Origin of the sequence: Micromonospora sp. NPDC005206, assembly GCF_040608175.1 — a bacterium.
Taxonomy (GTDB): domain Bacteria; phylum Actinomycetota; class Actinomycetes; order Mycobacteriales; family Micromonosporaceae; genus Micromonospora.
Genome location: NZ_JBEXHU010000004.1, coordinates 328,210 through 351,681 on the forward strand (window position 1 = coordinate 328,210; position 23,472 = coordinate 351,681).

General features: G+C 72.6%; 23 protein-coding genes and 2 pseudogenes. 11 read left to right on the forward strand and 14 right to left on the reverse strand.

Annotation, left to right across the window (positions count from 1 at the left end):
* Positions 1-27 precede the first annotated feature (27 nt).
* The 4 genes from ABZU69_RS07690 to ABZU69_RS07705 all read left to right on the forward strand — a co-directional run bounded on the left by ABZU69_RS07690 (position 28) and on the right by ABZU69_RS07705 (position 2,999).
* Entirely contained in the window at positions 28-342 is a 315-nt protein-coding gene (locus tag ABZU69_RS07690) for a DUF2516 family protein (RefSeq protein ID WP_030327754.1), read from the forward strand.
* Complete coding sequence (locus ABZU69_RS07695) at positions 339-1,226, forward strand: alpha/beta hydrolase (protein ID WP_354963584.1); 888 nt, start codon at positions 339-341, stop codon at positions 1,224-1,226. Before ABZU69_RS07690 ends, ABZU69_RS07695 begins: the two co-directional genes overlap by 4 nt.
* A gap of 11 nt (positions 1,227-1,237) precedes the next feature.
* Entirely contained in the window at positions 1,238-1,975 is a 738-nt protein-coding gene (locus ABZU69_RS07700) for an alanyl-tRNA editing protein (RefSeq protein WP_354963585.1), read from the forward strand.
* A gap of 109 nt (positions 1,976-2,084) precedes the next feature.
* The gene (locus ABZU69_RS07705; protein ID WP_354963586.1) at positions 2,085-2,999 is read left to right on the forward strand and encodes an SDR family oxidoreductase; all 915 of its coding nucleotides are present in this window, start codon (positions 2,085-2,087) and stop codon (positions 2,997-2,999) included.
* Here ABZU69_RS07705 and ABZU69_RS07710 read toward each other — a convergent pair.
* The 5 genes from ABZU69_RS07710 to ABZU69_RS07730 are packed head-to-tail and all read right to left on the reverse strand — an operon-like array spanning position 2,990 to position 7,554.
* A complete protein-coding gene (locus ABZU69_RS07710) occupies positions 2,990-3,958 on the reverse strand; it encodes a YafY family protein (protein WP_354963587.1) in 969 nt (322 codons plus the stop codon). The genes ABZU69_RS07705 and ABZU69_RS07710 overlap by 10 nt on opposite strands.
* A 22-nt stretch (positions 3,959-3,980) precedes the next feature.
* On the reverse strand, positions 3,981-4,622 hold the full coding sequence (locus tag ABZU69_RS07715) for a response regulator transcription factor (RefSeq protein WP_354963588.1): 642 nt from the start codon (positions 4,620-4,622) through the stop codon (positions 3,981-3,983).
* Complete coding sequence (locus tag ABZU69_RS07720) at positions 4,619-5,887, reverse strand: sensor histidine kinase (RefSeq protein ID WP_354963589.1); 1,269 nt, start codon at positions 5,885-5,887, stop codon at positions 4,619-4,621. Before ABZU69_RS07720 ends, ABZU69_RS07715 begins: the two co-directional genes overlap by 4 nt.
* Positions 5,888-5,898: 11 nt before the next feature.
* Positions 5,899-6,633: an ABC transporter permease gene (locus ABZU69_RS07725; protein WP_354963590.1), complete on the reverse strand. Its 735-nt coding sequence runs from the start codon at positions 6,631-6,633 to the stop codon at positions 5,899-5,901.
* A 12-nt stretch (positions 6,634-6,645) separates the two neighbouring features.
* A complete protein-coding gene (locus ABZU69_RS07730) occupies positions 6,646-7,554 on the reverse strand; it encodes an ABC transporter ATP-binding protein (protein WP_354963591.1) in 909 nt (302 codons plus the stop codon).
* Positions 7,555-7,794: 240 nt separating this feature from the next.
* Between ABZU69_RS07730 and ABZU69_RS07735 the strand changes: the two genes are divergently transcribed.
* Together ABZU69_RS07735 and ABZU69_RS07740 are read left to right on the forward strand one after the other, a co-directional pair.
* Positions 7,795-8,625 (forward strand): EI24 domain-containing protein, encoded by an 831-nt coding sequence (locus ABZU69_RS07735; RefSeq protein WP_354963592.1) that lies wholly within the window; start codon positions 7,795-7,797, stop codon positions 8,623-8,625.
* Between the two features lies 1 nt (position 8,626).
* Positions 8,627-9,151, forward strand: coding sequence for an O-acetyl-ADP-ribose deacetylase (locus ABZU69_RS07740; RefSeq protein ID WP_354963593.1), 525 nt, complete (start codon positions 8,627-8,629; stop codon positions 9,149-9,151).
* A 210-nt stretch (positions 9,152-9,361) separates the two neighbouring features.
* Here ABZU69_RS07740 and ABZU69_RS07745 read toward each other — a convergent pair whose 3' ends face one another.
* The 5 genes and pseudogenes from ABZU69_RS07745 to ABZU69_RS07765 all read right to left on the reverse strand — a co-directional run bounded on the left by ABZU69_RS07745 (position 9,362) and on the right by ABZU69_RS07765 (position 13,131).
* The gene (locus ABZU69_RS07745; RefSeq protein ID WP_354963594.1) at positions 9,362-10,258 is read right to left on the reverse strand and encodes a GNAT family N-acetyltransferase; all 897 of its coding nucleotides are present in this window, start codon (positions 10,256-10,258) and stop codon (positions 9,362-9,364) included.
* Position 10,259: 1 nt separating this feature from the next.
* Positions 10,260-10,673: a RidA family protein gene (locus tag ABZU69_RS07750; RefSeq protein ID WP_354963595.1), complete on the reverse strand. Its 414-nt coding sequence runs from the start codon at positions 10,671-10,673 to the stop codon at positions 10,260-10,262.
* Between the two features lie 59 nt (positions 10,674-10,732).
* Positions 10,733-11,740, reverse strand: a complete 1,008-nt coding sequence (locus ABZU69_RS07755) for a LacI family DNA-binding transcriptional regulator (protein ID WP_354963596.1) — start codon at positions 11,738-11,740, stop codon at positions 10,733-10,735.
* 19 nt (positions 11,741-11,759) lie between these two features.
* Positions 11,760-12,260 (reverse strand): annotated as a pseudogene (locus ABZU69_RS07760) (family 1 glycosylhydrolase); the annotation flags it as partial.
* 112 nt (positions 12,261-12,372) lie between these two features.
* A complete protein-coding gene (locus tag ABZU69_RS07765; protein WP_354963597.1) occupies positions 12,373-13,131 on the reverse strand; it encodes a maleylpyruvate isomerase family mycothiol-dependent enzyme in 759 nt (252 codons plus the stop codon).
* 69 nt (positions 13,132-13,200) lie between these two features.
* Here ABZU69_RS07765 and ABZU69_RS07770 point away from each other — a divergent pair, with 69 nt between their 5' ends.
* Positions 13,201-14,283, forward strand: coding sequence for a UDP-N-acetylmuramate dehydrogenase (locus ABZU69_RS07770; protein WP_354963598.1), 1,083 nt, complete (start codon positions 13,201-13,203; stop codon positions 14,281-14,283).
* An 18-nt stretch (positions 14,284-14,301) separates the two neighbouring features.
* Here ABZU69_RS07770 and ABZU69_RS07775 read toward each other — a convergent pair whose 3' ends face one another.
* A complete protein-coding gene (locus ABZU69_RS07775) occupies positions 14,302-15,102 on the reverse strand; it encodes a class I SAM-dependent methyltransferase (protein WP_354963599.1) in 801 nt (266 codons plus the stop codon).
* A gap of 69 nt (positions 15,103-15,171) precedes the next feature.
* A complete protein-coding gene (locus ABZU69_RS07780) occupies positions 15,172-15,939 on the reverse strand; it encodes an SDR family oxidoreductase (protein WP_354963600.1) in 768 nt (255 codons plus the stop codon).
* 216 nt (positions 15,940-16,155) lie between these two features.
* Between ABZU69_RS07780 and mshA the strand changes: the two genes are divergently transcribed.
* From mshA to ABZU69_RS07795, 3 genes and pseudogenes are all read left to right on the forward strand, one after another.
* Positions 16,156-17,520 carry a D-inositol-3-phosphate glycosyltransferase gene (gene mshA / locus ABZU69_RS07785; protein ID WP_354963601.1) on the forward strand — a complete coding sequence of 455 codons (1,365 nt, stop codon included), beginning with the start codon at positions 16,156-16,158 and terminating at the stop codon, positions 17,518-17,520.
* Between the two features lie 55 nt (positions 17,521-17,575).
* Positions 17,576-18,085: a YbjN domain-containing protein gene (locus ABZU69_RS07790; RefSeq protein WP_354963602.1), complete on the forward strand. Its 510-nt coding sequence runs from the start codon at positions 17,576-17,578 to the stop codon at positions 18,083-18,085.
* A 798-nt stretch (positions 18,086-18,883) separates the two neighbouring features.
* A pseudogene (locus ABZU69_RS07795) lies at positions 18,884-19,417 on the forward strand (hypothetical protein); the annotation flags it as partial.
* A 390-nt stretch (positions 19,418-19,807) separates the two neighbouring features.
* Here the strand turns inward: ABZU69_RS07795 and ABZU69_RS07800 are convergent.
* Positions 19,808-21,091: an MFS transporter gene (locus ABZU69_RS07800; protein WP_354963603.1), complete on the reverse strand. Its 1,284-nt coding sequence runs from the start codon at positions 21,089-21,091 to the stop codon at positions 19,808-19,810.
* Between the two features lie 118 nt (positions 21,092-21,209).
* Positions 21,210-22,490 carry an MFS transporter gene (locus ABZU69_RS07805; protein WP_354963604.1) on the reverse strand — a complete coding sequence of 427 codons (1,281 nt, stop codon included), beginning with the start codon at positions 22,488-22,490 and terminating at the stop codon, positions 21,210-21,212.
* A 161-nt stretch (positions 22,491-22,651) separates the two neighbouring features.
* On the opposite strand from ABZU69_RS07805, the gene ABZU69_RS07810 reads away from it, so the two are divergent.
* Positions 22,652-23,419: a phosphoglyceromutase gene (locus ABZU69_RS07810; RefSeq protein ID WP_354963605.1), complete on the forward strand. Its 768-nt coding sequence runs from the start codon at positions 22,652-22,654 to the stop codon at positions 23,417-23,419.
* The last annotated feature ends 53 nt before the right edge of the window (positions 23,420-23,472 follow it).

A 23,472-nucleotide genomic window follows, 5' to 3' on the forward strand; every position in this document is an offset into this window, starting at 1 on the left:
CGGGGTCGTCGACATAAACTTGCCGGCATGGCCAACGCCGCGCCGATCTTCGCGTTCGAAGTCCGCTACGTGATCGAGCTGATCCTGCTCGTCTTCGCGCTGATCATCCAGGGTGTCGCGCTGGTGCACGCCGTCACGCAGCGCTCCGACGCCTTCCCCGCAATCGGGACGCTGCCCAAGGGTGGCTGGATCGCCATCCTGGCGGTGTGCCTGGTGCTGACACTGCTCGGCTTCGGTCCGATCAGCCTCTTCGGACTGATCGGCATCGCCGCCGCGCTCATCTACCTGCTCGACGTCCGGGTCGGCCTGCGCGACCTGAGCGACGGCAAAGGGTTCTGGTGAGAGGCTTCCGCTGGCCACCCCCGCCGGACGGCGGGCCCCGCACCTGGGGCCCCGGCCCGGGCGGGCCGCGTACCGGTCGGCCGGCGCTGCCTGAGCCCGAGACCGAGCTGGTCACCACCCCGCACGGCGTACGGCTGGAGCGGCTGGTCACCGGCACCGGTGATCTGGTCACCGTGTTCGCGCACGGGTTGGGCAACGGCATCGCCACCACCCGCCCGTTCGGCAGTGGGGTGACCGGCCGCAAGGTGTTCTTCCAGTTCCGTGGGCACGGCCGCTCCGACGCGCCGGCCGGGCCGTGGAGCTACCTGGACCTGGCCCGGGACCTGCGCTCCATCGCGGATCTCGGCGGAGCCAGCCGCGCGTTCGGGGCGAGCCTCGGCGCGGGCGCGCTCTGCCGGCTGCTGGCCGAGAGCCCGGAGCGCTTCGAGAAACTGGTCTTCTTCCTGCCGGCGGTGCTCGACCAGCCGCGCGGCCCGGTCGCCCGGGAACGCGTCACGGACCTGCTGGAGGCGGTCGAGAGCGGCGACGCCTCGGCGGTCGCCGACGTGGTCTCGCTGGAGTTGCCGACGGCGGTCCGTAACACTCCGGCCGGTTGGTCGTACCTGCGGCAGCGGCTCGACCAGCTGCTCCGCGACGGTCTGGCCGACGGCCTGGCCACCCTGCCGGATCAGGCGCCGCTGCGCGACGCCACGGCCCTGTCGGCGGTCGCCGCGCCGGCCCTGGTGATCGGCTGCGCGGGCGACGACCTGCATCCGGTCGAGGTGGCCGAGCAGCTCGCCGCCGCGCTGCCCCAGGCCACCCTGCACGTGTACGACCGGCCCGGCGTGCTCTGGACGGAACGCGCGGATCTGCGCGAGCGCATCTCCGGCTTCCTCAACGAGTAACGTCGCCTGTCATGGGCGTCACACAGCATGGCCGGACTCACCGGCTGGACCTCACCGACCCGACCCTGCGCGAGTGGACCTGCACGGTTCTGCACGCCGACCCGGAGCAGGGCATCGTGCTCGACCGCTCGGCGTTCTACCCGGGCGGTGGCGGTCAGCCACCGGACCACGGCGTGCTGCTCTGGCAGGGCGTGCAGACCCGGATCGTCGGCACCCGCAAGGGCGACGACCCGTACCTGATCCCCGCCGAGGGTGACCCGCTGCCGCCGGCCGGCACCGAGGTCGTCGGCGCGGTGGAGGACGAGCGCCGCAGCCGTCTGATGCGTACCCACTCCGGGCTGCACGTGCTCTGCGGGGTGGTGTTCCGCGATTTCGGCGCGCTCGTGACCGGGAACTCCATGGAACCGGGCGAGGCCCGGATGGACTTCAACCTCCCCGAGGTGCCGGCCGACTTCAAGAGCCGGATCGAGGAGTTGGTCAACGCCGAGGTGGCCGCCGACCGTTCGGTCGCCGTCCGGGTGCTGCCGCGCGCCGAGGCGCTCTCCCTGCCGGACATCATCCGCACCCAGTCCAACCTCATCCCCGCGGACGAGCAGGAGGTCCGGATCGTCGACATCGTCGGGCTGGACGTGCAGGCCGACGGCGGCACCCACGTCGCGTCCACCGCCCAGATCGGCAAGGTGCAGGTGGTCAAGGTGGAGAGCAAGGGTCGGGCCAATCGCAGGGTCCGCGTCCGCCTGGTCGACTGACCTGGGGGCAACGCCCAGCCGGGTGGTGTGCGGGTACTCACTCGCCGCCTGACAGCCGGTCCGGAAATTCAGACGGCGGCTGTCAGGTATTGCTGACAGCCTCACAGACATGACGCAACCGCTGACAGGAAAGATCGCGCTCGTCGCCGGCGCAACCCGGGGTGCCGGGCGGCAGATCGCCGTCCAGCTCGGCGCCGCCGGGGCCACCGTGTACGCCACCGGCCGGAGCAGCCGCGCCGGCCGCTCCGAGATGGACCGGCCGGAGACCATCGAGGAGACCGCCGAGCTGGTCACCGCCGCCGGCGGCGTCGGCATTCCGGTCCGGGTCGACCACCTCGTGCCGGATCAGGTGCGCGACCTGGTCGCCCGGATCGACGCCGAACAGGGCCGCCTCGACGTGCTGGTCAACGACATCTGGGGCGGCGACCCGCTGGTCACCTGGGAGAAGCCGGTCTGGGAGCAGCCACTGGACGCCGGTTTCCGCACCCTGCGGCTGGCCATCGACACGCACATCATCACCAGCCACTTCGCGCTGCCGCTGCTGATCCGCAGGCCCGGCGGCCTGCTGGTGGAGATCGGCGACGGCACCAAGGCCTACAACGACGACAACTACCGGCTGTCGGTCTTCTACGACCTGGCCAAGGTCTCGGTCAACCGGCTCGCCTTCAGCCAGGCGCACGAGCTGAAGCCGCACGGCGGCACCGCCGTCGCGCTCACCCCCGGCTGGCTCCGCTCCGAGGCCATGTTGGAGCACTTCGGCGTGACCGAGGAGAACTGGCGCGACGGGGCGGCCACCGACCCGCACTTCCTCATCTCGGAGACGCCGGTCTTCGTCGGACGCGCGGTGGCCGCGCTCGCCGCAGACGAGGAGAAGGCCCGCTGGAACGGCATGTCCGTCGACGCCGGCACGCTGGCCAAGGTGTACGGGTTCACCGATCTCGACGGCAGCCAGCCGGAAGCCATCCGGTACATCGTCGAGGTGGTCGAAACCGGTAAGCCGGCCGACGTCACCGGCTACCGGTAGAGCGCGCGGAGCCGGTCGGCCGCCCCGGCGAACAGCTCCCGCAGCTCGGGTGGATCGAGAATCTCCACCTCGGGGCCGAGCCCGAGAAGCTGGTGGTACGCCACCTCGACGGATTCGACCGGCAGCCGCGTCGTCACCCAGCCCTGGCTGTCGGGCTGGGTGGCGGCGGCGACCACCTCGTCGTACACGAAGGGGGCGTCGACGAGGTGTCGGAGCTGGCGCAGGCCGGCGGGGCTGAACCGGACGCCGACCGCGGCCCGCAGCATGGTCCGCAGGAACGACCCGGCCTGCTCGCGCCAGTAACCGGCCAGGTCGAAGGCCTCGTCCCGGTCGAAGCTCTCCTCGCTCACCTCAACCCCGGTCACCCGGTCCACCCGGTAGGTGCGGGTGTCGTCGCCGACCCGTCCCACCAGGTACCAGACCCCGTTCTTGAGCACCAGCCCGTACGGCCACACCCGGCGCGTCACCTCCTGGTCACCGCGCCGGTAGCGCAGCCGCACCACCCGGTCCCGCCAGACCGCCCGGGCCAGCTCGGCCAGCCACGGCGGCGGCCCGGTCTCCCGGAACCAGCCCGGCACGTCCAGGTGGAACCGCTGTCCGGCGCGGGCCGGGGCGTCCCGCAGGGCCGGCGGCAGCGCGGCGAGCACCTTCAGCTCGGCGGCGGCGACCGCGTCGGCGAGCCCCATGTCACCGGCCGGCCCGGGCAGGCCGGCGAGGAAGAGCGCCTCCGCCTCGTCCCGGGTCAGCCCGGTCAACCGGGTGCGGTAACCGCCGAGCAGACGGTAGCCACCGGCGCGACCCCGGTCGGCGTAGACCGGCACCCCGGCGGCGGAAAGCGCCAAAACATCCCGGTAGACGGTCCGCTCGGAGACCTCCAGCTCCCGCGCCAGCTCGCCCGCGGTCATCGACCCGCGAGCCTGCAACAGCAACAGCAGCGAGATCAGTCGGGAGGCGCGCACCCGCCCATCCTGCCCGGCCCGCTCACCGCCCGTTCGGGGTGAGCAGCCCCCGGTCGTACGCGGTGGCCACCGCCGCGGCCCGGTCGTTGACCCCGAGCTTGGCGTACATGTGCAGCAGGTGCGTCTTGACGGTGGCCTCGCTGATGAACAGCCGGGCCGCCGCCTCCCGGTTGGAGGCGCCCCGGGCCACCAGGGTGAGCACCTCCAGTTCGCGTTGGCTGAGCGGCTCCTCGGCCGGCGCGCGCAGCCGACCTATCAGCCGGCCGGCGACGCTCGGCGCGAGCACCGACTCGCCCCGGGCGGCGGCCCGTACCGCCCGGACCAGGTCGTCGCGGGGCGCGTCCTTCAGCAGGTAGCCGGTCGCTCCGGCCTCGATGGCCGGGAGCACGTCCGCGTCCGTGTCGTACGTGGTGAGCACCAGCACCCGGGCGGTACTGCCGGAGCGGGCCAACCGTCCGATGGCGGTCACCCCGTCCATCCCGGGCATCCGCAGGTCCATCAGCACCACGTCCGGGTGCAGCGCCGCGACCAGCGCCAACGCCTCGGCCCCGTCGGCGGCCTCGCCCACCACGTCGAACCTCGGGTCGCCGGTGAACATCCCCCGCAGCCCGTCCCGCACCACCGGATGGTCGTCGACGATCAGCACCCGGACCGGCCCGCTCATCCGGCGCTCCCGGCGAGCGCGGGCACGGAGGCCGAGACGGCGGTGCCGACGCCCGGCTCGCTCTCGACGGCCAGTTCGCCGCCGACCCGGGCGACCCGCTGCCGCATGACGGTCAGCCCGTACCCGCCGTCGGGTCGGCCCAGGTCGGTCAGGTCGTCAACCGCGAAGCCCACCCCGTCGTCCCGGACGTCGAGGGTGACGACGTCCCCCATGTACGACAGGGTGAGCCCGACCCGGGTCGCCCTGGCGTGCCGGCCCACGTTGGCCAGTGCCTCCTGGCCGGTCCGCAACAGGGTCACCTCGACCTCCGGGTGCAGCGGGCGGGCGTCGCCGGTGACGTTGACCTCGGCGCGGATCTCGTTGATCGTCGACCAGCGCTCGGTCAGCTCCGCCAGCGCTTCCGGCAGCCGCGTTCCCTCCAGGGCCTCGGGGCGGACGGCCCGTACCGAGCGACGCGCCTCGGTGAGGCTCTCCCGGGCCAGGGTGATGGCCCCCGACACGTGCCGCTGCCAGTCGGCGTGCCGGTCCCGGGCCACCCCGGCGGCCTCCAGCTGGGTGATGATGCCGGTGAGACCCTGCGCCAGGGTGTCGTGGATCTCCCGAGCCATCCGCTGCCGCTCGTCGGTCACCCCGGCCTCCCGGGCCTGGGTGAGCAGTTGGGCGTGCAGCCCGTCGTTCTCCCGCATCGTCTCGGCCAGCCGGCGGTTCGTCTCGGCCAGCTCCTCGACCAGCTGCTTGCGGTAGGCGTGCTGCCGGTCGTTGACGGTGCTGAACCAGGTCACGGCGCCGGCCAGACCCAGATTGAACAACACCAGCACGCCCCAGAGCAGCCAGTGCGACAGCACGGACGGCAGGCCCCCGCTCTGCGCGGTGGCCACCAGGACGGCCGACACGGCAACCCCGGCGAACCGCCAGTTGCCGGGCAGCGCGAACGCGTGCAGGAAGCCGCTCCACGCGAGGAAGCCGTACCACGGACTGTCGAGCACCAGGATGGCGCTGAACGTGAGGAGACCGAGGTAGTAGACCACCATCAGCACCCGCTGTGTCGCCCACCCGGGGTGCAGGGTGACGAACCAGGCTACCCAGGCCGCCGTCGCGGCGGCGACGAACAGGTGGGGGACGAACGAGTGGCCCCCGGGCGCGGGCGCGGCGGTGGTGAGCAGCGTTCCGACGGCCAGCCCGAGGTACGGCGCCAACCGGTGCAGGCCCGCTTCCCGGGCCTCCCAGGCGGACAGGCGGTCGACCTGCTCGACGGTGCTGGCCATCGGACCCCCGCTCATTCCCAGCGGAACAGTTTCGCCGCCACCACACCCGCGAGCAGGGCGACCGCCGCCATTATCCCGAGGTGCAACGGGTGTGGCGACGTCCCGGTCCAGGCATCGAGCAGCGCCTGCACCCCGGGCGGCGTGTAGTCGCCGATCCGGACCAGGAAGTCCGGCAGGAGGAACCGGGGAAGGTAGACGCCGCCGAAGAACATGGTCAGCATGAACACCGGCACCGCCATGGCCTGCGCCGCCTTGGCCGTGCGGGCCACCGCCGCCACCAGCAGACCCAGCGCGAGCAGCGCCGCCGTGCCGAGGACGAGGGCCAGCGCGAAGCCGAGCGGCCGTTGCGGCAGCGGCACGTCGAAGGCCAGCCGACCGACCACGATGAGCAGCACGGCGCTGACCAGGATGGTGGCGAGCGAGATGACCAGTTGGGCGGCCAGCAGCGCGGCCGGGCTGGCCGGAGTGGTCGCCAGCCGGCGCAGCACCCCACGCTCCCGGTAGGTGGCCAGCACCGTGGGCAGGATGTTCACCGCCGACATGGCGAGCGTGATCACCAGCAGCGACGGGACGAAGTACTCGATGAAGGACCGGTCACCGAACGCCGGATCCGGTTCGCGTAGGGCCGGAATCAGACCGAACACCACGAGCAGCGCGAGCGGCAACGCGACGGTCGTCAGCGGCGAGCCGAAGTCCCGCAGGAAGAGCCGTGTCTCGATCTTGAGGATCTGCCCGAAGGCGTGCATGTCGGTTCTCCCTCAGGCGTCGGGCCGGTGCCCGGTCAGCTCGACGAACGCGTCGTCGAGGGTGGACTGCTCCAGCCGCAGGTCGGCGGCGATGATCTGGTTGCGGGCGAGCACCGAGGTGACCGCGTGCAGCACGTCACCGGTGCCGGTGACCACCAGTCGAGTGCCGGTGCGGTGCACCGCGCTCACCTCGGGCAGGTCGGTGAGGAGCCGGTCGTCGACCGGGCTGGACGGGCGGAACCGGACGCGCTGCTCCGGGACCACCGCCGACACCAGACCCGCCGGGCTGTCCAGTGCGACGACCCTGCCCCGGTCGATCACGGCGATCCGGTCACAGAGCCGCTCGGCCTCCTCCATGAAGTGGGTGACCAGCACGATCGTCACGCCACTGTCCCGGATCTGCTCGATGAGGGCCCAGGTGTCCCGCCGGGACTGCGGGTCCAGCCCGGTGGTCAGCTCGTCCAGGATTGCGATCTGCGGGTTGCCGACCAGCGCCAGCGCGATCGACAGCCGCTGCTTCTGGCCGCCGGAGAGCTTCTTGTACGCGGTGTTCCGCTTCTCGGCCAGACCCAGCCTGTCGATCAGTTGCGCCGGGTCGGCCGGGTCGCGGTAGAACGAGGCGGACAGTTCCAGCGCCTCGGCGACCCGCAGTTGATCCGGCAGTTGGCTCTCCTGGAGCTGCACGCCAACCCGCTGGCGGAGTTGGGCCGCGTCCCTGCGGGGGTCGAGCCCGAGGACCGACACCCCGCCCCCGTCCGGGACGCGAAGCCCGGCGACACACTCCACCGTGGTGGTCTTCCCTGCGCCGTTCGGACCGAGTACGCCGAAGATCTCCCCGGCCTCGACCGTGAACGACACGTCGGCAACGGCGACGACATCGCCGTACCGCTTGTGCAGGTTGGTCACCTCAATGACCGGCATCGTGCCGCCTTCCGCCGTCGTACCCGTACCTCTTCAGCGTGGCGGCAGCGGCCCGGCGGCGAATCGACCGGCCGTTGGTGATCTTTGTGGCAGCGGCTGACCCCGGCGATCCACCAACCGGTTGATGTGCAAGGAAGGGCACCTTGTTAACGCCTCGTGTAGAGCTGGGGCCCCCTATTAACGCGCCGCGTCAACGCGCCGCCCGGCGGCGGTCCGCACTGATCGCTAGGCTGCTCGGTCGTGGACGCCAGCAGAATCGCCAGCCCGGTGACCGGGGCCGTCGGACGCTTCTTCACCGGGGCGGGGCTGCTCCTGCGGGGGCTGGGTCTCTACGTCCGCAGCCCCGGTCTGATGCTGCTCGGCATCGTGCCGGCACTGATCTCCGGTGTGCTCTTCGTGGCCGCGTTCGCCACCCTCGTGTACTTCGTGGACGACATCGCCGCCCTGGTCACTCCGTTCGCCGACGACTGGTCGACCACCGCCCGGAACCTGGTCCGGGTGATCGCCGGGCTGGCCGTCCTGGGCCTCGGCGGCCTGCTCGCGGTAGTTAGCTTCACCGCCGTCACCCTGGTCATCGGCGACCCGTTCTACGAGAAGATCTCCGAGCGGGTGGAGGAGCGGTACGGCGGCACCCCGGGTGCGGTGGAGGTGCCCTTCTGGTCGTCGCTGCGTCGCAGCCTCGCCGATTCGGTACGCCTGGTGGCCCTCGCGGCGCTGGTCGGTATCCCGCTCTTCGTGGCCGGCTTCATCCCGGTGGTGGGGCAGACCGTGGTGCCGGTGATCGGGGCGGCGGTGGGCGGATGGTTCCTCGCCCTGGAGCTGGTCGGGGCGCCCTTCTACCGGCGCGGCATGCGATTGCCGGACCGTCGGTCGGTGCTGAAGGCGGACCGGCCCATGGCGCTCGGCTTCGGCGTGGCGGTCTTCGTCTGCTTCCTGATCCCGCTCGGCGCGGTACTGGTCATGCCGGCCGCGGTTGCCGGCGCCGCGCTACTGGCCCGCCGCTCGCTCGGCCAGTCGATCGACGAACGGGTGTCCACGCCGCCGGCAGGCCACCCCATCGAGGAGCGCTGACATGGAGATCACCCTGATCGAGGGAGACATCACCGCCCAGCGGGTGGACGCGATCGTGAACGCCGCGAACTCGTCCCTGCTCGGCGGCGGTGGGGTCGACGGCGCCATCCACCGGCGCGGCGGGCCGGCCATCCTGACCGAGTGCCGGGCACTGCGGGCATCGCGATACCCGGACGGCCTGCCCACGGGACAGGCGGTGGCGACCACGGCAGGGGAGCTGCCGGCCCGCTGGGTCATCCACACCGTCGGGCCGGTCTGGTCGACCACCGAGGACCGCTCGTCGCTGCTGCGTGACTGCTACGCCAACAGTCTGCGGGTGGCCGACGAGCTGGGCGCGACCACCGTGGCGTTCCCGCTGATTTCCGCCGGCATTTACGGCTGGCCGATTGAGGACGCCGTCGGCCAGGCGCTGTCGGTGCTGCGCCCGGCCGCGCCGGTGAACGTCACCGAGGCCCGCCTGGTCCTCTTCGGCGCCGACACGCACGCCACCGCCCGCCAGGTCTTCGCCGCCGGCCCTCCGGCATAGCGAAAGCCCCCGGAGACGCCGGGGGCTTTCGGGATGTAGCGGTCAGAAGGTGGTCTTCACCTGGTCAACGAACCCCTGCCACGCCTGGGGGTCGAACCGCTCCTCGACGAGGCGTTCGCTGACGCGGTGCAGCTCGGCCTCACCCCCGACCCGGCGGCGTACGTCGAACGGTTCCTCGTCTGGGTCCGTCCCCGCGTCGACTGACGCTGATCAGGTCAGCTCGGCCAGGCAGGACCACTGGGACGCGACCGGCCGGTAGCCGAGCTTGGCGTTGATCGCCAGCATCGGCGCGTTGGCCTCGTCGTTCGAGGTGTAGGCGACGCGGACGCCGCCCGCGGCGGCCCGGTGCAGCGCCGCCTTCTTGACCAGCCGGGCCAGCCCCCGACCCCGGTACGCCGGAACGGTGCCGGTGTAGTCCGACCACATCCGGTCCCCGTCCCGCTTCACGAGGCTGAACGCGGCAACCTTCCCGTCGACCTCGACGGCGGTGCTGGCCGTCTTGTCCAGGCCGAGGTTCTCCCAGACGTCGTACTGCCAGCTCTGGAAACTGACCGCGTCGATCGGCACGTCGCTGGGCTCGTCGACCGACGAGGCGGCGTTGGCCTCGTACAGCAGGTGCGGGTCCAGCTCGGCGATCGGGCGCAGTCGTACGCCCGGCGGTGGCTCGGGTAGCGCGGGCGCCGGATCCAGGTCGAGCGCGGAGTAGCGCAGCTCGCGGCTGGGTTCGAAACCGTGCCGCCGGGCGAACGGCAACGCGTCCGGCTGCGCCCAGGTGCGTAGCCGGCGGACCCCCAGCGGGGTGAGGTGCTCGGTCGCGGCCGTCAGCAGCGCGGTGCCGATGCCGCGTCGCCGGTGCTCCGGGCGGACGTGCAGCAGTGCGATGTCACCGATGTCCGGCGTCGACGTCCAGCCGGGGCGTTGGGCTGACACCCAGCCGACCACCTGGGCGTCCACCTCGGCCACGAAGGCGGTCCAGCCCGCCTCGGGTGGCGGTTGGGCGATCATCTTCCGGGTCGACTCCACCCCGCGCACCAGGTACGGGTAGACCATCGCCCGCAGCGCCACCACGGCGGGGGCGTCGTCCGGCTGCGCCACACGGGTCCGCATGTCAGTCCGCCATCCGTACGGCGGCGACGGCCTCGACCTCGACGAGCTGGTCGGTGTAGCCGAGCAGGGCCACCCCGAGCAGGGTGCTGGGCGGGTCGTGGTCGCCGAAGGAGTCCCGGACCACCTCCCAGACCTTCACGAGATCGGCCTGCTCGGACGACGCCACGTACACGGTGGTCTTGACCACGTCGGTCAGCCGGGCGCCGGCGGCCCCGAGTGCGGTCTCCAGGTTCGCCATCACCTGCCGGGCCTGCGCGGCGTGGTCGCCGGGCGCGACGGTCCGCCCCTCCGCGTCGAGCGGGCACGCGCCGGCGGTGAACACCAGCCGGGCGGGCGGTTCGACGGTGGAGGCGTACGCGTACTCGGCAACGTCGGAGAGATCGGGGACGTGCAGCAATGCGACAGGATCCGGCATGCCCGCGAGGCTAACGACGATGGAACACCGGGGCGACGGATTAATGACCGGCGAGACGCTCAGGCGGAGGCGCGCCGGATCAGCTCGGTGGGGAGCATGACCGCCGGTTCGATGGTCTCGCCGGCGGCCATCCGGAGCAGCTGCCGGGTCATCCGCCGGCCGATCTCCACGATCGGCTGCCGGACGGTCGTCAGCGGCGGCTCGGTGTACGCGGCGGTCTCGATGTCGTCGAAGCCGACCACCGCGACGTCCTCCGGCACCCGCCGGCCTGCCTCGCGCAGCGTCCGCAGGGCGGCGTGCGCCATCAGGTCCGAGGCGGCGAAGACCGCGTCCAGGTCGGGGTGCTCGGTGAGCAGCCGGTGCATCGCCGCCGCCCCGGATTCCCGGGTGAAGTCCCCGATCGCGACCAGCTCGGGCAGCCCCGCGTCGGCGACCGTGCTGCGGTAACCGCTGAGCCGTTCGATCCCGGCCACCATGTCCTGTGGCCCGGCGATGGTGGCGATCCGCCGGCGACCGCTGTCGATCAGGTGCCGGACGGCCGCGGTGACCCCGCCGACGTGGTCGACGTCGACGTACGGCACGGGCACGTCGCCGAGCGGACGGCCGCTGCACACCACCGGGATGCCGAGCCGGGCGAGCGTGCCGGGCAGTGGGTCGGCGCCGTGCAGCGAGGCGAAGAGCACCCCGTCGACGTGCCGTCCGGTGGTGAACCGCTCGACCCGGTGGTGCCCCGCCGGTGAACCGGCCAGCATCAGCACCAGCTGCTTGTCGGCCGCCTCCAGCTCCTGGCTGACCCCGCGGATGATGCCGGGGAAGACCTGGTCGTCGGAGAAGACCCGGGTGGCCGCCTCCGGCATGACCAGGGCGATCGAGTCGGTGCGTTGGGTGACCAGGCTGCGGGCGGCCAGGTTGGGCACGTACCCCAGCTCGGCGACCGCCCGGTTGACCGCCTCCCGGATGGGCTGGGCGACGGTGGTGGAGCCGTTGACCACGCGCGAGACGGTGGCCCGGGACACCCCGGCCCGCGCCGCCACCGCCTCGAGCGTCGGCCGTTGCGCCGTCGTCATCGCGACTTCCCCCCGCTCGTCACAGCCCGTTCCGGGAGATCACCTCCTGGTACCACCGGGCGCTGGCCTTCGGTGTGCGCCGCTGGGTCAGGTAGTCGACGTGCACGATCCCGAACCGCTTGCGGTAGCCCTCCGCCCACTCGAAGTTGTCCAGGAACGACCATACGAGATAGCCGCGCAGGTCCACGCCCCGGGAGATCGCCTTGTGTGCGGCCCGCAGGTGTCCGTCGAGGTAGGCGATCCGGTCGGTGTCGATCACCTGCCCCGGCCCGTCGGGCGAGTCGGCGCCCGGCTTGTCGGGGAACGCGGCGCCGTTCTCGGTGATCAGCAGCGGCACACCGGGGTAGTCGGTGGCGATCCGCTCCAGCAGCCGGGTCAGCCCGGCCGGTTCGATCATCCAACCCATGTCGGTGAGCGGCCCGGCCGCTGGCAGGAACTGCACGGCGCCCTCGGTGCCCGGGTACGCACCGCCGCCGCCGGCTCCGTCGGGTCGACCGGCGGGTGGTGAATGTCAAGAGAGCGCTCTCTCATCGATGCCCGTCCGTGACGTGCACGCCCACACGACCGAGGGCGCCACCCCCCCCGTGGGGTGACGCCCTCCTCGTGTCGTCCCGGGCCGGCCCGGGCGGCGGTCAGCGGGTGCGCAGCCCGTCGAGCAGGCTGCGGTCGCCGCTGACGTCCAGCGTCTCGAAGTTGATCCGGCCCCAGAGCGCCAGCAGCAGGTCGCTCGCGCTGCCGCTGACCTGCGCCCGGGCGTGGTGGTCGTCGTGGTCGAAGATGGTCGCGGTGTCGAGCAGCGCCACCCCCTCCCCGCGCAGCCGCAGATACCACTCCTGGGCGGCGTCGGTCGCGGAGAGCTGCACCACGCCGTGCCACTCGCCCGGATCCCGCCGCCGGCCCGCGGGCAGCCAGGTGTCCAGCACCTCGCTCACCCCGTCGGCGGCGAGCTTCGCCTCCACCGGCTCACCGGCGGCGATGGCGAGCTGGGCGTCCCAGCGGTGCACCGCCGTCTCGTGCGCCATCCGGCGCGGCCAGAAACCGGCCTTCTTCGGCTGCGGCGCCCAGTTCCACGCCGGAGCCTCCGCGTCGAGCCCGTCGAAGAGGGTCATCAGCTGGTCGTACCCCTGCTGCCAGAGTTGGAGGGGACTCCGGCCCGGGTCCGCCACGAGTGGCTCCCGGCGGGGCGGCGCGGTGGTCAGGCCGGAGCCGACAAACGAGGAAACCCAGTGGTAGATGCCGGCGAGGTGCAGAGTGAGATCGTTGACCGTCCAGCCCGGACAGGACAGCACCGGCGTCTCCGGCGGCGCTTCGGCCACCGCCGAGGCGAAGGCGGGGCCCTCCGTCCGGAGCGCTCCGATCCAGAAATCCTTGCTGCCCTGTAATTTGCTCATCGCCATCCTCCCGGGGGTGCCGGGCCACCACTGGGTGCCACGGCTGCCCCTCAGCCTAAGGTGAAAGACGTGTCAGACGCCTACGCCCAGCCGACAACCGAAGCCGATCGTGCCAGCACTGGTCCACTGGCCGGCTACACCACGCTGCGGATGGGTGGGCCGGCCCGGCGGATCATGGCGGCGGGCAGCGCCGACGAGATCGTCCGGGCCATTCGAGCCACGGACGACCCGCTCCTGATCCTGGCCGGCGGCAGCAACGTGGTGATCGGCGACGCCGGTTTCCCCGGCACCGTCGTCCTGGTGCGCTCCCGCGGCCTGCGGATCGTCGCCGAGGACGCTGATTCGGTCACCGTACGGGTCGAGGCCGGCGAGCCGTGGGACGACCTCGTCGCCGCGACCGTGGCCAACGGCTGGGCCGGGCTGGAGTGCCTCTCCGGCATCCCCGGCTCGACCGGTGCCACCCCGATCCAGAACGTCGGCGCGTACGGCCAGGAGGTCGCCGAGACCATCACCGGGGTCGAGGTGTACGACCGGGCCGAGGACAACCGCCAGTTCGTCCCCGCCGCCGACTGCGGCTTCGCATACCGGGGCAGCATCTTCAAGTACCGGGACCGGATGGTGGTGCTCTCCGTCGACTTCCGGCTCGCCCGGTCCCCGCTCTCCGGCCCGGTGCGCTACGCCGAACTGGCCCGGGCGCTCGGTGTCGAGGTGGGCGAGCGGGTGCCGCTGGCCGATGCCCGAGCGGCGGTGCTGCGGCTGCGCGCCGGCAAGGGCATGGTGCTCGACGCCACCGACCCGGACACTCGCTCGGTCGGCTCGTTCTTCACCAACCCGGTGCTCGACCGGGCGACGTACGAGCTGCTCCGGGAGCGCGCCGCCGAGCTGGGCGAGCCGCCGGCCTGGCCCGGCCACGACGACACGGTCAAGGTGAGCGCGGCCTGGCTGATCGACAAGGCCGGCTTCACCAAGGGCCACCCCGGCCCGGACGGCGTGGCGATCTCCGGCAAGCACACGCTGGCCCTCACCAACCGCAGCGGCGCAGCCAGCACGTCTGACCTGCTCACCCTGGCCGCCGACATCCGGGACACCGTGCACACCCGCTTCGGCGTGACCCTGCACCCCGAACCCGTCCTCATCAACTGCGCCCTCTGACCCCCCGGCGCGGCCCCGTCAGGTGCTGGGAGCGACGCTGGGCCAGGGGAGGGTCAGTTCGCCCTGCCGCCAGCGGTGGGGGCGGTTCAGGACGGGCCAGCCGGCTTCTTTCAGGTGGGTCACGGCGCGTAGCCAGCGTTGGCGGGGGCCGAAGGTGGCGTACGGGGCGGCGGCCTGCCAGGCGCCCTCCAGCGCCCGGATCAGGTCGTGCACCGGCTCGCCGGGGACGTTGCGGTGGATCAGCGCCTTGGGCAGCCGCTCGGCCAGCTCGGCGGGGCTGCCCAGCGTGGTGAGTTTCGCGGCCAGGGTCAGCGTCCGGGGGCCGTCGGCGTCGATCAGCAGCCAGCCGGCGAGCCGGCCCAGCTCGTCGCAGGTGCCCTCGACGAGCACCCCTCTGGGGGCCAGAGCGGCGGTCATCGTCCGCCACGCGTCCGGCACCTCGCGCTCGTCGTACTGGCGCAGCACGTTGAACGCGCGGACCAGCACCGGCCGGAGCCCGGCCAGCTCGAATCCGCCCCGGGCGAAGGTCAGCCCGGGTGGGTCGGCGGCCGGCGTCGCGGCCGCCACCCGGGCCGGGTCGATCTCCAGCCCGACCAGCCGTACGTCCCGGCGGACCCCGGCGGCCAGCCGGGCCCGCAGCTCCACCGCGGTCACCGGGGTGGCGCCGTAGCCGAGGTCGACCACCAGGGGATCGGCCGCCGCCCGTAGCCGGTCGGCGCAGGTGGAGACGATCCAGTTGTCCACCCGGCGGAGTCGGTTCGGATTCGTCGTCCCCCGGGTGACCACGCCGAGCGGCCGCCGCCGCGCCGCCCCGCTCACTCCCGGCGCTTCACTGCGGCCCTCGGCTCGCGACTGCGGGGCTCGCAAAATCGGCTCACTCCTCGCGCTTCACTGGCCGACCCGGTGCACCTTGTGCTGGGCGGCCTGCGCGCGCGGCCGGACCACCAGCCGGTCCACGTTGACGTGCTCGGGGCGGGTGGCGCACCAGGCGACGCAGTCCGCCACGTCCTCGGCGACCAGTGGGTCGGGCACACCGGCGTAGACGGCGGCCGCCCGGTCCGCGTCGCCGTCGAAGCGGACCAGCCCGAACTCGTCGGTCTTCACCATGCCCGGGTCGATCTCGATCACCCGCAGCGGTCGCCCGCACAGCTCCAGCCGGAGCGTGCCGGCGATGGCGGTCTGCGCGTGCTTCGCGGCGGCGTAGCCGCCCCCGCCCTCGTACACGGTCAGGCCGGCGGTGGAGGAGACCACCACGATCGTGCCCGCCCCGGACGCTTCCAGCGCCGGCAGCAGCGCCTGGGTCACCCGCAGCGTGCCGAGCACGTTGACGTCGTACATCCACTGCCAGTCGTCGATCGAACCGGACTCCACCGGGTCCAGCCCGCGCGCGCCGCCGGCGTTGTTGACCAGCAGGGTGACCGGCCCCGGTGCCCGCGCGGCGGCCTCGGCCAGCCCGGCCACCGACTCGTCCGAGGTGACGTCGCAGGTCACCGCGGTGGCCTGCCCGCCGGCGGCGGCGATCTCGGCGATCAGGTCGGCGAGCCGGTCGGTGCGGCGGGCGGCGGCGAGCACGTGGAAACCCTCGGCGGCGAGCCGGCGGGCGGTGGCCGCGCCGATCCCGCTGGAGGCTCCGGTCACGATGGCGACAGAGGTCATCCCGTCATTGTCACCCCGGCCCTCCAGCCCGGTCCGGGCGGGCGTGACGGCTGTCGGCAGCGGGCATGGGGGGTGAGCGGTGATGAGGTCCGTCACGCCGGGGGGCCGCGCCGACGAATTTCCGTAGGCCGATGGGGAAGATGAGATCCGGCGTACGGGTTGACCGAGAAGCGCCGGTCGTGCGAGGCGGCATTAACCGTTACAAGAGGAGCGGACGTGGCGGAACTGCACACCGGCGTCGGTCGTCAGCGAGGTGCCCAACCGTGGCCTCGGCCCCGCCGCATCGCGACCCTGTCGGTGCACACATCCCCGCTGCACCAGCCCGGCACGGGCGACGCCGGGGGAATGAACGTCTACATCCTGGAGGTCGCCCGGCGGCTCGCCGAGGCCAACGTCGAGGTGGAGATCTTCACCCGCGCCACCTCCGGCGACCTGCCCCCGGTGGTCGAGATGGCCCCCGGCGTGCAGGTCCGGCACATCACCTCCGGCCCGCTGGAGGGGCTGACCAAGGAGGAGCTGCCCGGTCAGCTCTGCGCCTTCACGGCCGGGGTGCTGCGCGCCGAGGCGTCCCGCCCGCCCGGCCACTACGACCTGATCCACTCCCACTACTGGCTCTCCGGCCAGGTCGGCTGGCTGGCCAAGGAGCGCTGGGGGGTGCCGCTGGTGCACACCGCGCACACCCTGGCCAAGGTCAAGAACGCCCAGCTCGCGGCCGGTGACCGGCCGGAGCCCAAGGCCCGGGTGATCGGCGAGGAGCAGGTGGTCGCCGAGGCCGACCGGCTGGTCGCCAACACCCGGGTGGAGGCCCGCGACCTCGTCGAGCGGTACGACGCGGACCCCAACCAGGTCGCCGTCGTGCAGCCGGGCGTCGACCTGGACCGGTTCCGGCCCGCGCCGGGCGACCGGTCCGCGGTCGCCCGGGCCGCCCGCCAACGGCTCGGACTTCCGGTCGACGGGTACCTGGTGGCCTTCGTCGGTCGGATCCAGCCGCTCAAGGCACCCGACGTGCTGATCCGCGCGGTCGCCGCGCTGCGGGAGCGCGATCCGGCGTTGGCCGACCAGGTGACTGTGGCAATCTGCGGCGGGCCCAGCGGCAGCGGGCTGGACCGGCCGACCGCGCTCATCGAGCTGGCCGCCGCGCTCGGGGTCACCGACCGGGTGCGCTTCCTGCCGCCGCAGACCGGGGACGACCTGCCGGCCCTGTACCGGGCGGCCGACCTGGTCGCGGTGCCGTCGCACAACGAATCCTTCGGGCTGGTCGCCCTGGAGGCGCAGGCCTCCGGTACGCCGGTGCTGGCCGCCGCCGTCGGCGGGCTGGTCACCGCCGTACGGGATCAGGTGAGCGGGGTGCTGATCGACGGGCACGACCCGGTGGACTGGGCCCTCGCGCTGGCTCGCCTGCTGCCGGACCAGGCCCTGCGGGCGGCGCTGGCCCGAGGCGCCGCGCAGCACGCCCGGCACTTCTCCTGGGATCGCACGGTCGCCGGCCTGCTCGCCGTCTACGGCGAGGCGACCGCCGCGCACCGGGCCCGCCTCGTCGCGGACCTCGCGGGCAACCCCGCGCTCTCCTGCTCCTGGTGACCGGGCGCTGGTCGCCGCCCGGTGCTCCGGCCGGGCCGGTCGTAGAGTGGGTCCGGTGAGCCCACAGAGCGATCTTGCGACCCTGATCGAGTCCGTCTGTGCCGAGCGCGAGCTGACCTGCGAGTCGACCGGGCCGGGCTCGTACGCGGTGACCCTGCCGGGCACCCACAAGCTCAAGACGGTCTGCAACCTGATCGTCGGCGAGCACGCGCTGCGGATCGAGGCGTTCGTGATGCGCCAGCCGGACGAGCGGCGTGAGGAGCTGTGGGCCTGGCTGTTGCAGCGCAACGCCCGGATGTACGGGGTGTCCTTCTCCACTGACGCGGTCGGCGACGTGTACCTGACCGGGCGGGTCAACCCGGCCGGAGTCGACGCCGACGAGCTGGACCGGCTCCTCGGTGCGGTGCTCACGTACGCCGACGAGTCCTTCGACACCATGCTGGAGATCGGCTTCGGCAGCTCCATCCGCCGGGAGTACGAGTGGCGGGTCAAGCGCGGCGAGTCGACCGCCAACCTGGCCGCTTTCGCGCACCTCTTCGAACCCTCCGGCTCCGACCCGGCCTGACCGCCCGTCGCGCCCCGGCTCGACCCCAGCGCCCGGAGGCGGGTTGCCGGCTGGTGGTTCGGAGCGGTCCTGACGGGTATGCCGCACCGCGCGGTGCGGCAAGGGACCCCCGCGCGCCGAGGACGGAGTGTCGAGGAGCGTGAGCGTCCCATGGCTCAGCGGAACAGCTCAGGTCGCGGCGGGACTGCGACCAGGACGAAACGACAGACCGGCAACCAGACGCCGAACACTCCCGGAATCTCCGAGTCGGAGATCTCCGGGATGCGGGTGGACGACATCCGCGGGCAACTGCGCAAACGCGGGGTCTCCGGGATCTCCGCACTGCGCAAGCCCGACCTGGTGAAACAGTTGGTGCGCTCGCTGCGCGCCGAGAGCAGTGGCGCGGGCCGGCGCAGCACCGGTCCGGCCGGCCGGGCCGCCGGCACCCGGGCGTCGGCGGGTCGTGCCGCCGCGACGAAGAAGTCGGCGGCGCGGGCGGCGCCGAGCCGCGCGAAGGCCGCACCGGCGAACAAGAGCGCCCCCGCGAAGCGGGCCGCGGCCAAGAAGGCGACGGCCGCGCAGAAAACGACGGCGGCCGCCAAGAAGACGACGGCCGCGAAGAGGACAACGGCGGCCGCCAAGAAGACGACGGCCGCGAAGAGGACGACGGAGGCCGCCAAGAAGACGACCGCCGCGAAGAGGACGACGGCGCCGGCGAAGAAGACGACCGCGGCGAAGTCGACGACCGCCCGCAAGACGGCGGCCGCCCGCAAGACGGCGGCCGCCCGCAAGACGGCGGCCGCACGTAAGACGACGGCCGCACGCAAGACGACGGCCGCACGTAAGACGACGGCCCGGACCGCTCCCGCGCGGAAGGCCCCGGCCAAGAAGGCCCCGGCGCGGCCGTCGGCGGCGAAGCGGGCCGCGCCCGCCAAGCGTGCTGCGACGGCCCGGCCGGCCGGCGGCGGTACGACGGCTGGCGGGATCCGGACGGGCCGGGGCACCGGACGGTCGGTTCGCAGCTCGCAGGTGATCTCGTCGATCGCGGACCGGCCGGAGCGCCCGGGACGGAGCCTGATCACCGCGAACCACGAGGTGATCCAGCGCTGGGCACGCGAGCGCGGGGCGAAGCCGGCGACCATCGCCGGCACCGAGCGGGAGGGCCGGGCGGGGGTTCTGACCTTCAACATCCCCGGTTACCGGGAGAGCAGCCGGATCCGTGAGATCACCTGGGATGCCTGGTTCCACACCTTCGACCTGCGCCGGCTGAACCTGATCTACCAGGAGCAGATGCGGGACGGCCGGCAGAGCAACTTCTTCCGGACCGAATCACCCGATCGGGAGGACGGTTGAGGTGTTTGCGGGAATGCGCGAGGGGTATGCGGCTGTTGCCACAAACCGAGGCCCGAACTGCGGATACTCGCCAGTTGTGACCGGCAAGACAGTGGTCTGGGTTGAATCCAGAATCCGGGCGAACTAACTTTATTGCACCGCGCCACGCTTGGAAACGTTCGGGGGAGCGGCGGATCGATCAGATCCGCGCACCAGGCGAGGCGCGAGGGGACGGGTGGATCAACCGTTGGGGGACGGTGCCCACCTGTTTGGACCGGCGGCGCGAGCGGGCGACGCTTACGGGGGTGAGTGTTGCCCGCCGCCGCCGGCCCCGCCGGCGGGCGCCCACCACGACCTTTGGTCGTGGTGGGCGCTTTGCGTGTGTCGTACCCCGTGGCGGGTTCGGCCCGATCAGGCGGCCGGCACGCGGTCCCCGGGCGGTGTCGGCTCCCGGTCGGCGGCCCGGCGCAGCGCGGCGACGTGCCGCTCCCGGGACGGCCCGGCCAGCAGATGCCCGAACGCGGCCAGGAGGCCGAGCCCACCCACGATCAGCCAGTGCCGGTCGCCGAGGTACTGGAGGCTCACCCCGCCGAGCGTGGGTGCGACGAACGCCGCGGCGGGGAACGTCAGGTAGAAGACCGACTGGTACCGCGCGCGCAGTTGCGGCGGTGCCAGATCCGCGTTGATCTGCGCGTTGGGCGGGGCGGCGAGCATCGAGCCGACCGTCCAGACGACCGCGGCGCCCAGGTAGACGGCCAGCTCGTCGGCGACCGCGAGTACGCCGAAGCCGACCGCGAGCAGGGCGGTCGAGGCCGCCAGCACGACGTCCTTGCGGTGCCGGTCGATCAGCCGGGGTACGAACAGTTGCCCGAGCACGATCAGCGCGCCGCCGAGCGCCACGACCAGCCCGTACGCCGAGGGGCCCAGGCCGTCCGCGCGCATGGCCAGCGGCATGATCGTCTGAGTCTGCAGGGTGAGCACGGCCAGCACGAACGTGAGCCCGACGAAGACCAGGAAGGTCCGGTCGGTGAGCGCGGTGTGCAGACCCGGTCCCCGGGACCGGACGGAGCGGTCCGCGGGCGGTGCGGTCGGCGTCGTCGCACTGCGCCGCAGGGTTTCCGGCACCTTCCAGCCGATCACGGCGGCGGCGGTGAGGGTGGCGGCCGCGTCGACCAGGAACAGCGCGGTGAAGCTCGCCTCGGCCAGCACCCCGGCGAGCACCGAGGCGACCGCCATGCCCAGGTTGAACGCCCAGAACTGGAGGTTGAATGCGCGTGAGCGGCGCTGCGCGGGCACCACGTCCACGATCGCCGCGACGAAGGCCGGGCTCGGCATGGAGTGCACCACGCCGACCAGTGCCGAGAGCACCGCGATCAACAGCAGGGGTCGACTGAAGGCCAGCGCCACCATCAGGACGGCGGTGACCAGGTGCGCGGCGAGCAGGGTGGACCGACGGCCCCACCGGTCGGCCAGCACCCCGCCGAGCAGCACGCCGGCCGCCCCGCCGGCCCCGTACGCGCCGACCACCGTGCCGGCCAGCGCCTCGCTGGCCCCTCGCGCGTCGGTGAGGTACAGCGACAGGAAGAGCATGGCGAACGCGCCCGCTCGGTTGATGAGCAGGCCGGCCCAGAGGTACCAGAAGGTGGCGGGAAGCCCACCCGCGGTGTCGTGCCACCAGCGCCGCAGGGCGTGCACCCGACCTCCCGATAGTTCGGTTTCCTAACTGTTTCCTCTGAACGGTAGGAAATCGACCAGGGTCCCGCTACCCGATTACCTGATCATGGGCTCTTCGTCACAGCGATCGGTCCGCCTGTCAGACGGTCGCCGCCTCCGCGGGTTGTGCCGCGGGCGGCGGCGTGGCGCTGATCGGTGCCAGCGCCTCGCCGGTGCGGCGCAGGGTGGCGGCGCGTCGCTCCCGGGCCGGGCCGGACACCAGGTGTGCCACCGCGGTCACGACGCCGATCGCGGCACAGGCGAGCCAGAGCGTGGCGTTGCCGGCATGCTCGCGCACCAGGCCGCCGAGGATCGGCGCACAGGCACCGGCGATCTGCCACGAGAGGGAGAACACGCCCTGGTAGCGCCCGCGCAGCTCGGCCGGGGAGAGCTCGGCGATCAGGGTGGAGTTGGACGGCGAGTTCAGCATCTCGCCGACCGTCCAGATCAGCACGGTCAGCCCGTAGAGCCAGACGGTGCCGGCGAACGCGGTCAGCCCGAACCCGGCACCCATCACCACGGCGGCCAGCGCGAGCACGTGCGAGCGGCTCCGGCCCCGGATCAGCCGGGGCACGAAGAGCTGGCCGATCACGATCAGGACGCCGTTGAGCGCGATCACCGAGCCGTAGGTGGCGGGGCTGAGGCCGTCGTCGCTCATGGCGATCGGCAGCATCGAGATGTGCTGGAGGAACACCAGGGCGGCCAACAGGTTCAGCGCCACGAAGCCGAGGTAGACCCGGTCGCTGAGGATCGTCCGCAGGGCGCCGCGCGGGGCCTTCGCCGCGGTGGCCGCACGGCCGCTCTGCCGGGTCTCCGGCACGCGGGTGAAGATGATCAGCGCGGTGATCAGCATGGTGGCCGCGTCGACCACGAAGAGCAGCAGGTAGTCGGCCTGCGCCGCGAGGCCGGCGAGGACGGCGGCGCAGGCGAAGCCCAGGTTGATCGCCCAGTAGTTGAGCGAGAAGGCGCGCAACCGGTCCTTCGCCGGCACCACGTCGATCATCATGGCCCCGAACGCGGGCCGGGCCGCCTCGGCGAACAAGCCGAGCAGCAGCGCGCCCAACGCCACGGCCCAGAGGTCCTTGGCCAGCCCGAGGCCGAGCATCATGGCGGCCGCGCCCACGTGCGCGGTGAGCAACGTCGGTCGCCGGCCCCACCGGTCGGCCAGGGTGCCGCCAGCGGTGGTGCCGACCGCGCCGCCGACGCCCCACAGCCCGAGCACCAGGCCCGCCTGGGAGGCGGAGAAACCGCGCTCCTGGGTGAGGTAGATGGCGAGGAAGACGAGGACGAACGAGCCGAGCCGATTGATCAGCGTGCCGGTCCACAGGTACCAGAAAGTGGTTGGCAGGCCGCCGGTGGTATCCCGGAACCAGCTCCGCATCGTCCGCACGTGGTGCCCCCGCTTGCAAGTAATGACCGATGTGACTTGAGCGCCTTACAACCTAGTCGGGCGCGGAGTCGCTGGTCACCAGCTTTTTCACGTGGTGGTCGTCACGACGGGTGCCCGCGTGTCCCCGCAGCGGTTGAGGCAGGATGATCCGCATGACTGCGAGCGAGGGGCCCACCGTCGGGACGCTGGTCCTGCTGCGGCACGGCGAGAGCGACTGGAACGCCAAGAACCTCTTCACCGGCTGGGTGGACGTCGACCTGACCGAGAAGGGCGAGGGTGAGGCGCGGCGCGGCGGCGAGCTGATGCGCGAGCACAGCCTGCTGCCGGACGTCGTGCACACCAGCGTGATGCGCCGGGCGATCCGCACCGCCGAGCTGGCGCTGAACGCCGCCGACCGGCACTGGATCGCGGTGCGCCGGTCCTGGCGGCTCAACGAGCGGCACTATGGCGCCCTGCAGGGCAAGAACAAGAAGCAGACCCTGGACGAGTACGGCGAGGAGCAGTTCATGCTCTGGCGCCGGTCGTACGACACCCCACCGCCGCCGATCGCCGACGACGACGAGTGGTCGCAGGTGGGCGATCCGCGGTACGCGCTGCTGCCGACCGAGCTGATGCCGCGCACCGAGTGCCTCAAGGACGTCGTCGAGCGGATGCTGCCCTACTGGTACGACTCGATCGTGCCGGACGTCCTGGCCGGCCGGACGGTGCTGATCGCCGCGCACGGCAACTCGCTGCGGGCCCTGGTCAAGCACCTCGACCAGATCTCCGACGAGGCGATCGCCAAGCTGAACATCCCGACCGGCATACCGCTGCGCTACGACCTCGACCCGCAGCTGCGCCCGCTCACCCTGGGCGGCACCTACCTCGACCCGACGGCCGCCAAGGCGGCCGCCGCCGCGGTCGCCAACCAGGGCCGCTGAGACGTTAGCAAGGGCCCCTTGTTATGCGAAAAGCGATAACAAGAGGCCCTTCC

Bases quoted from the DNA above. Each gene is read 5' to 3' on its own strand.
- ABZU69_RS07690 (WP_030327754.1), top strand. From the start codon at position 28: ATGGCCAACGCCGCGCCGATCTTCGCGTTCGAAGTCCGCTACGTGATC.
- ABZU69_RS07700 (WP_354963585.1), top strand. From the start codon at position 1,238: ATGGGCGTCACACAGCATGGCCGGACTCACCGGCTGGACCTCACCGAC.
- ABZU69_RS07705 (WP_354963586.1), top strand. From the start codon at position 2,085: ATGACGCAACCGCTGACAGGAAAGATCGCGCTCGTCGCCGGCGCAACC.
- ABZU69_RS07715 (WP_354963588.1), bottom strand. From the start codon at position 4,622: ATGAGCGGGCCGGTCCGGGTGCTGATCGTCGACGACCATCCGGTGGTG.
- ABZU69_RS07720 (WP_354963589.1), bottom strand. From the start codon at position 5,887: ATGGCCAGCACCGTCGAGCAGGTCGACCGCCTGTCCGCCTGGGAGGCC.
- ABZU69_RS07725 (WP_354963590.1), bottom strand. From the start codon at position 6,633: ATGCACGCCTTCGGGCAGATCCTCAAGATCGAGACACGGCTCTTCCTG.
- ABZU69_RS07730 (WP_354963591.1), bottom strand. From the start codon at position 7,554: ATGCCGGTCATTGAGGTGACCAACCTGCACAAGCGGTACGGCGATGTC.
- ABZU69_RS07740 (WP_354963593.1), top strand. From the start codon at position 8,627: ATGGAGATCACCCTGATCGAGGGAGACATCACCGCCCAGCGGGTGGAC.
- ABZU69_RS07745 (WP_354963594.1), bottom strand. From the start codon at position 10,258: ATGCGGACCCGTGTGGCGCAGCCGGACGACGCCCCCGCCGTGGTGGCG.
- ABZU69_RS07750 (WP_354963595.1), bottom strand. From the start codon at position 10,673: ATGCCGGATCCTGTCGCATTGCTGCACGTCCCCGATCTCTCCGACGTT.
- ABZU69_RS07755 (WP_354963596.1), bottom strand. From the start codon at position 11,740: ATGACGACGGCGCAACGGCCGACGCTCGAGGCGGTGGCGGCGCGGGCC.
- ABZU69_RS07765 (WP_354963597.1), bottom strand. From the start codon at position 13,131: ATGAGCAAATTACAGGGCAGCAAGGATTTCTGGATCGGAGCGCTCCGG.
- ABZU69_RS07780 (WP_354963600.1), bottom strand. From the start codon at position 15,939: ATGACCTCTGTCGCCATCGTGACCGGAGCCTCCAGCGGGATCGGCGCG.
- ABZU69_RS07805 (WP_354963604.1), bottom strand. From the start codon at position 22,490: ATGCGGAGCTGGTTCCGGGATACCACCGGCGGCCTGCCAACCACTTTC.
- ABZU69_RS07810 (WP_354963605.1), top strand. From the start codon at position 22,652: ATGACTGCGAGCGAGGGGCCCACCGTCGGGACGCTGGTCCTGCTGCGG.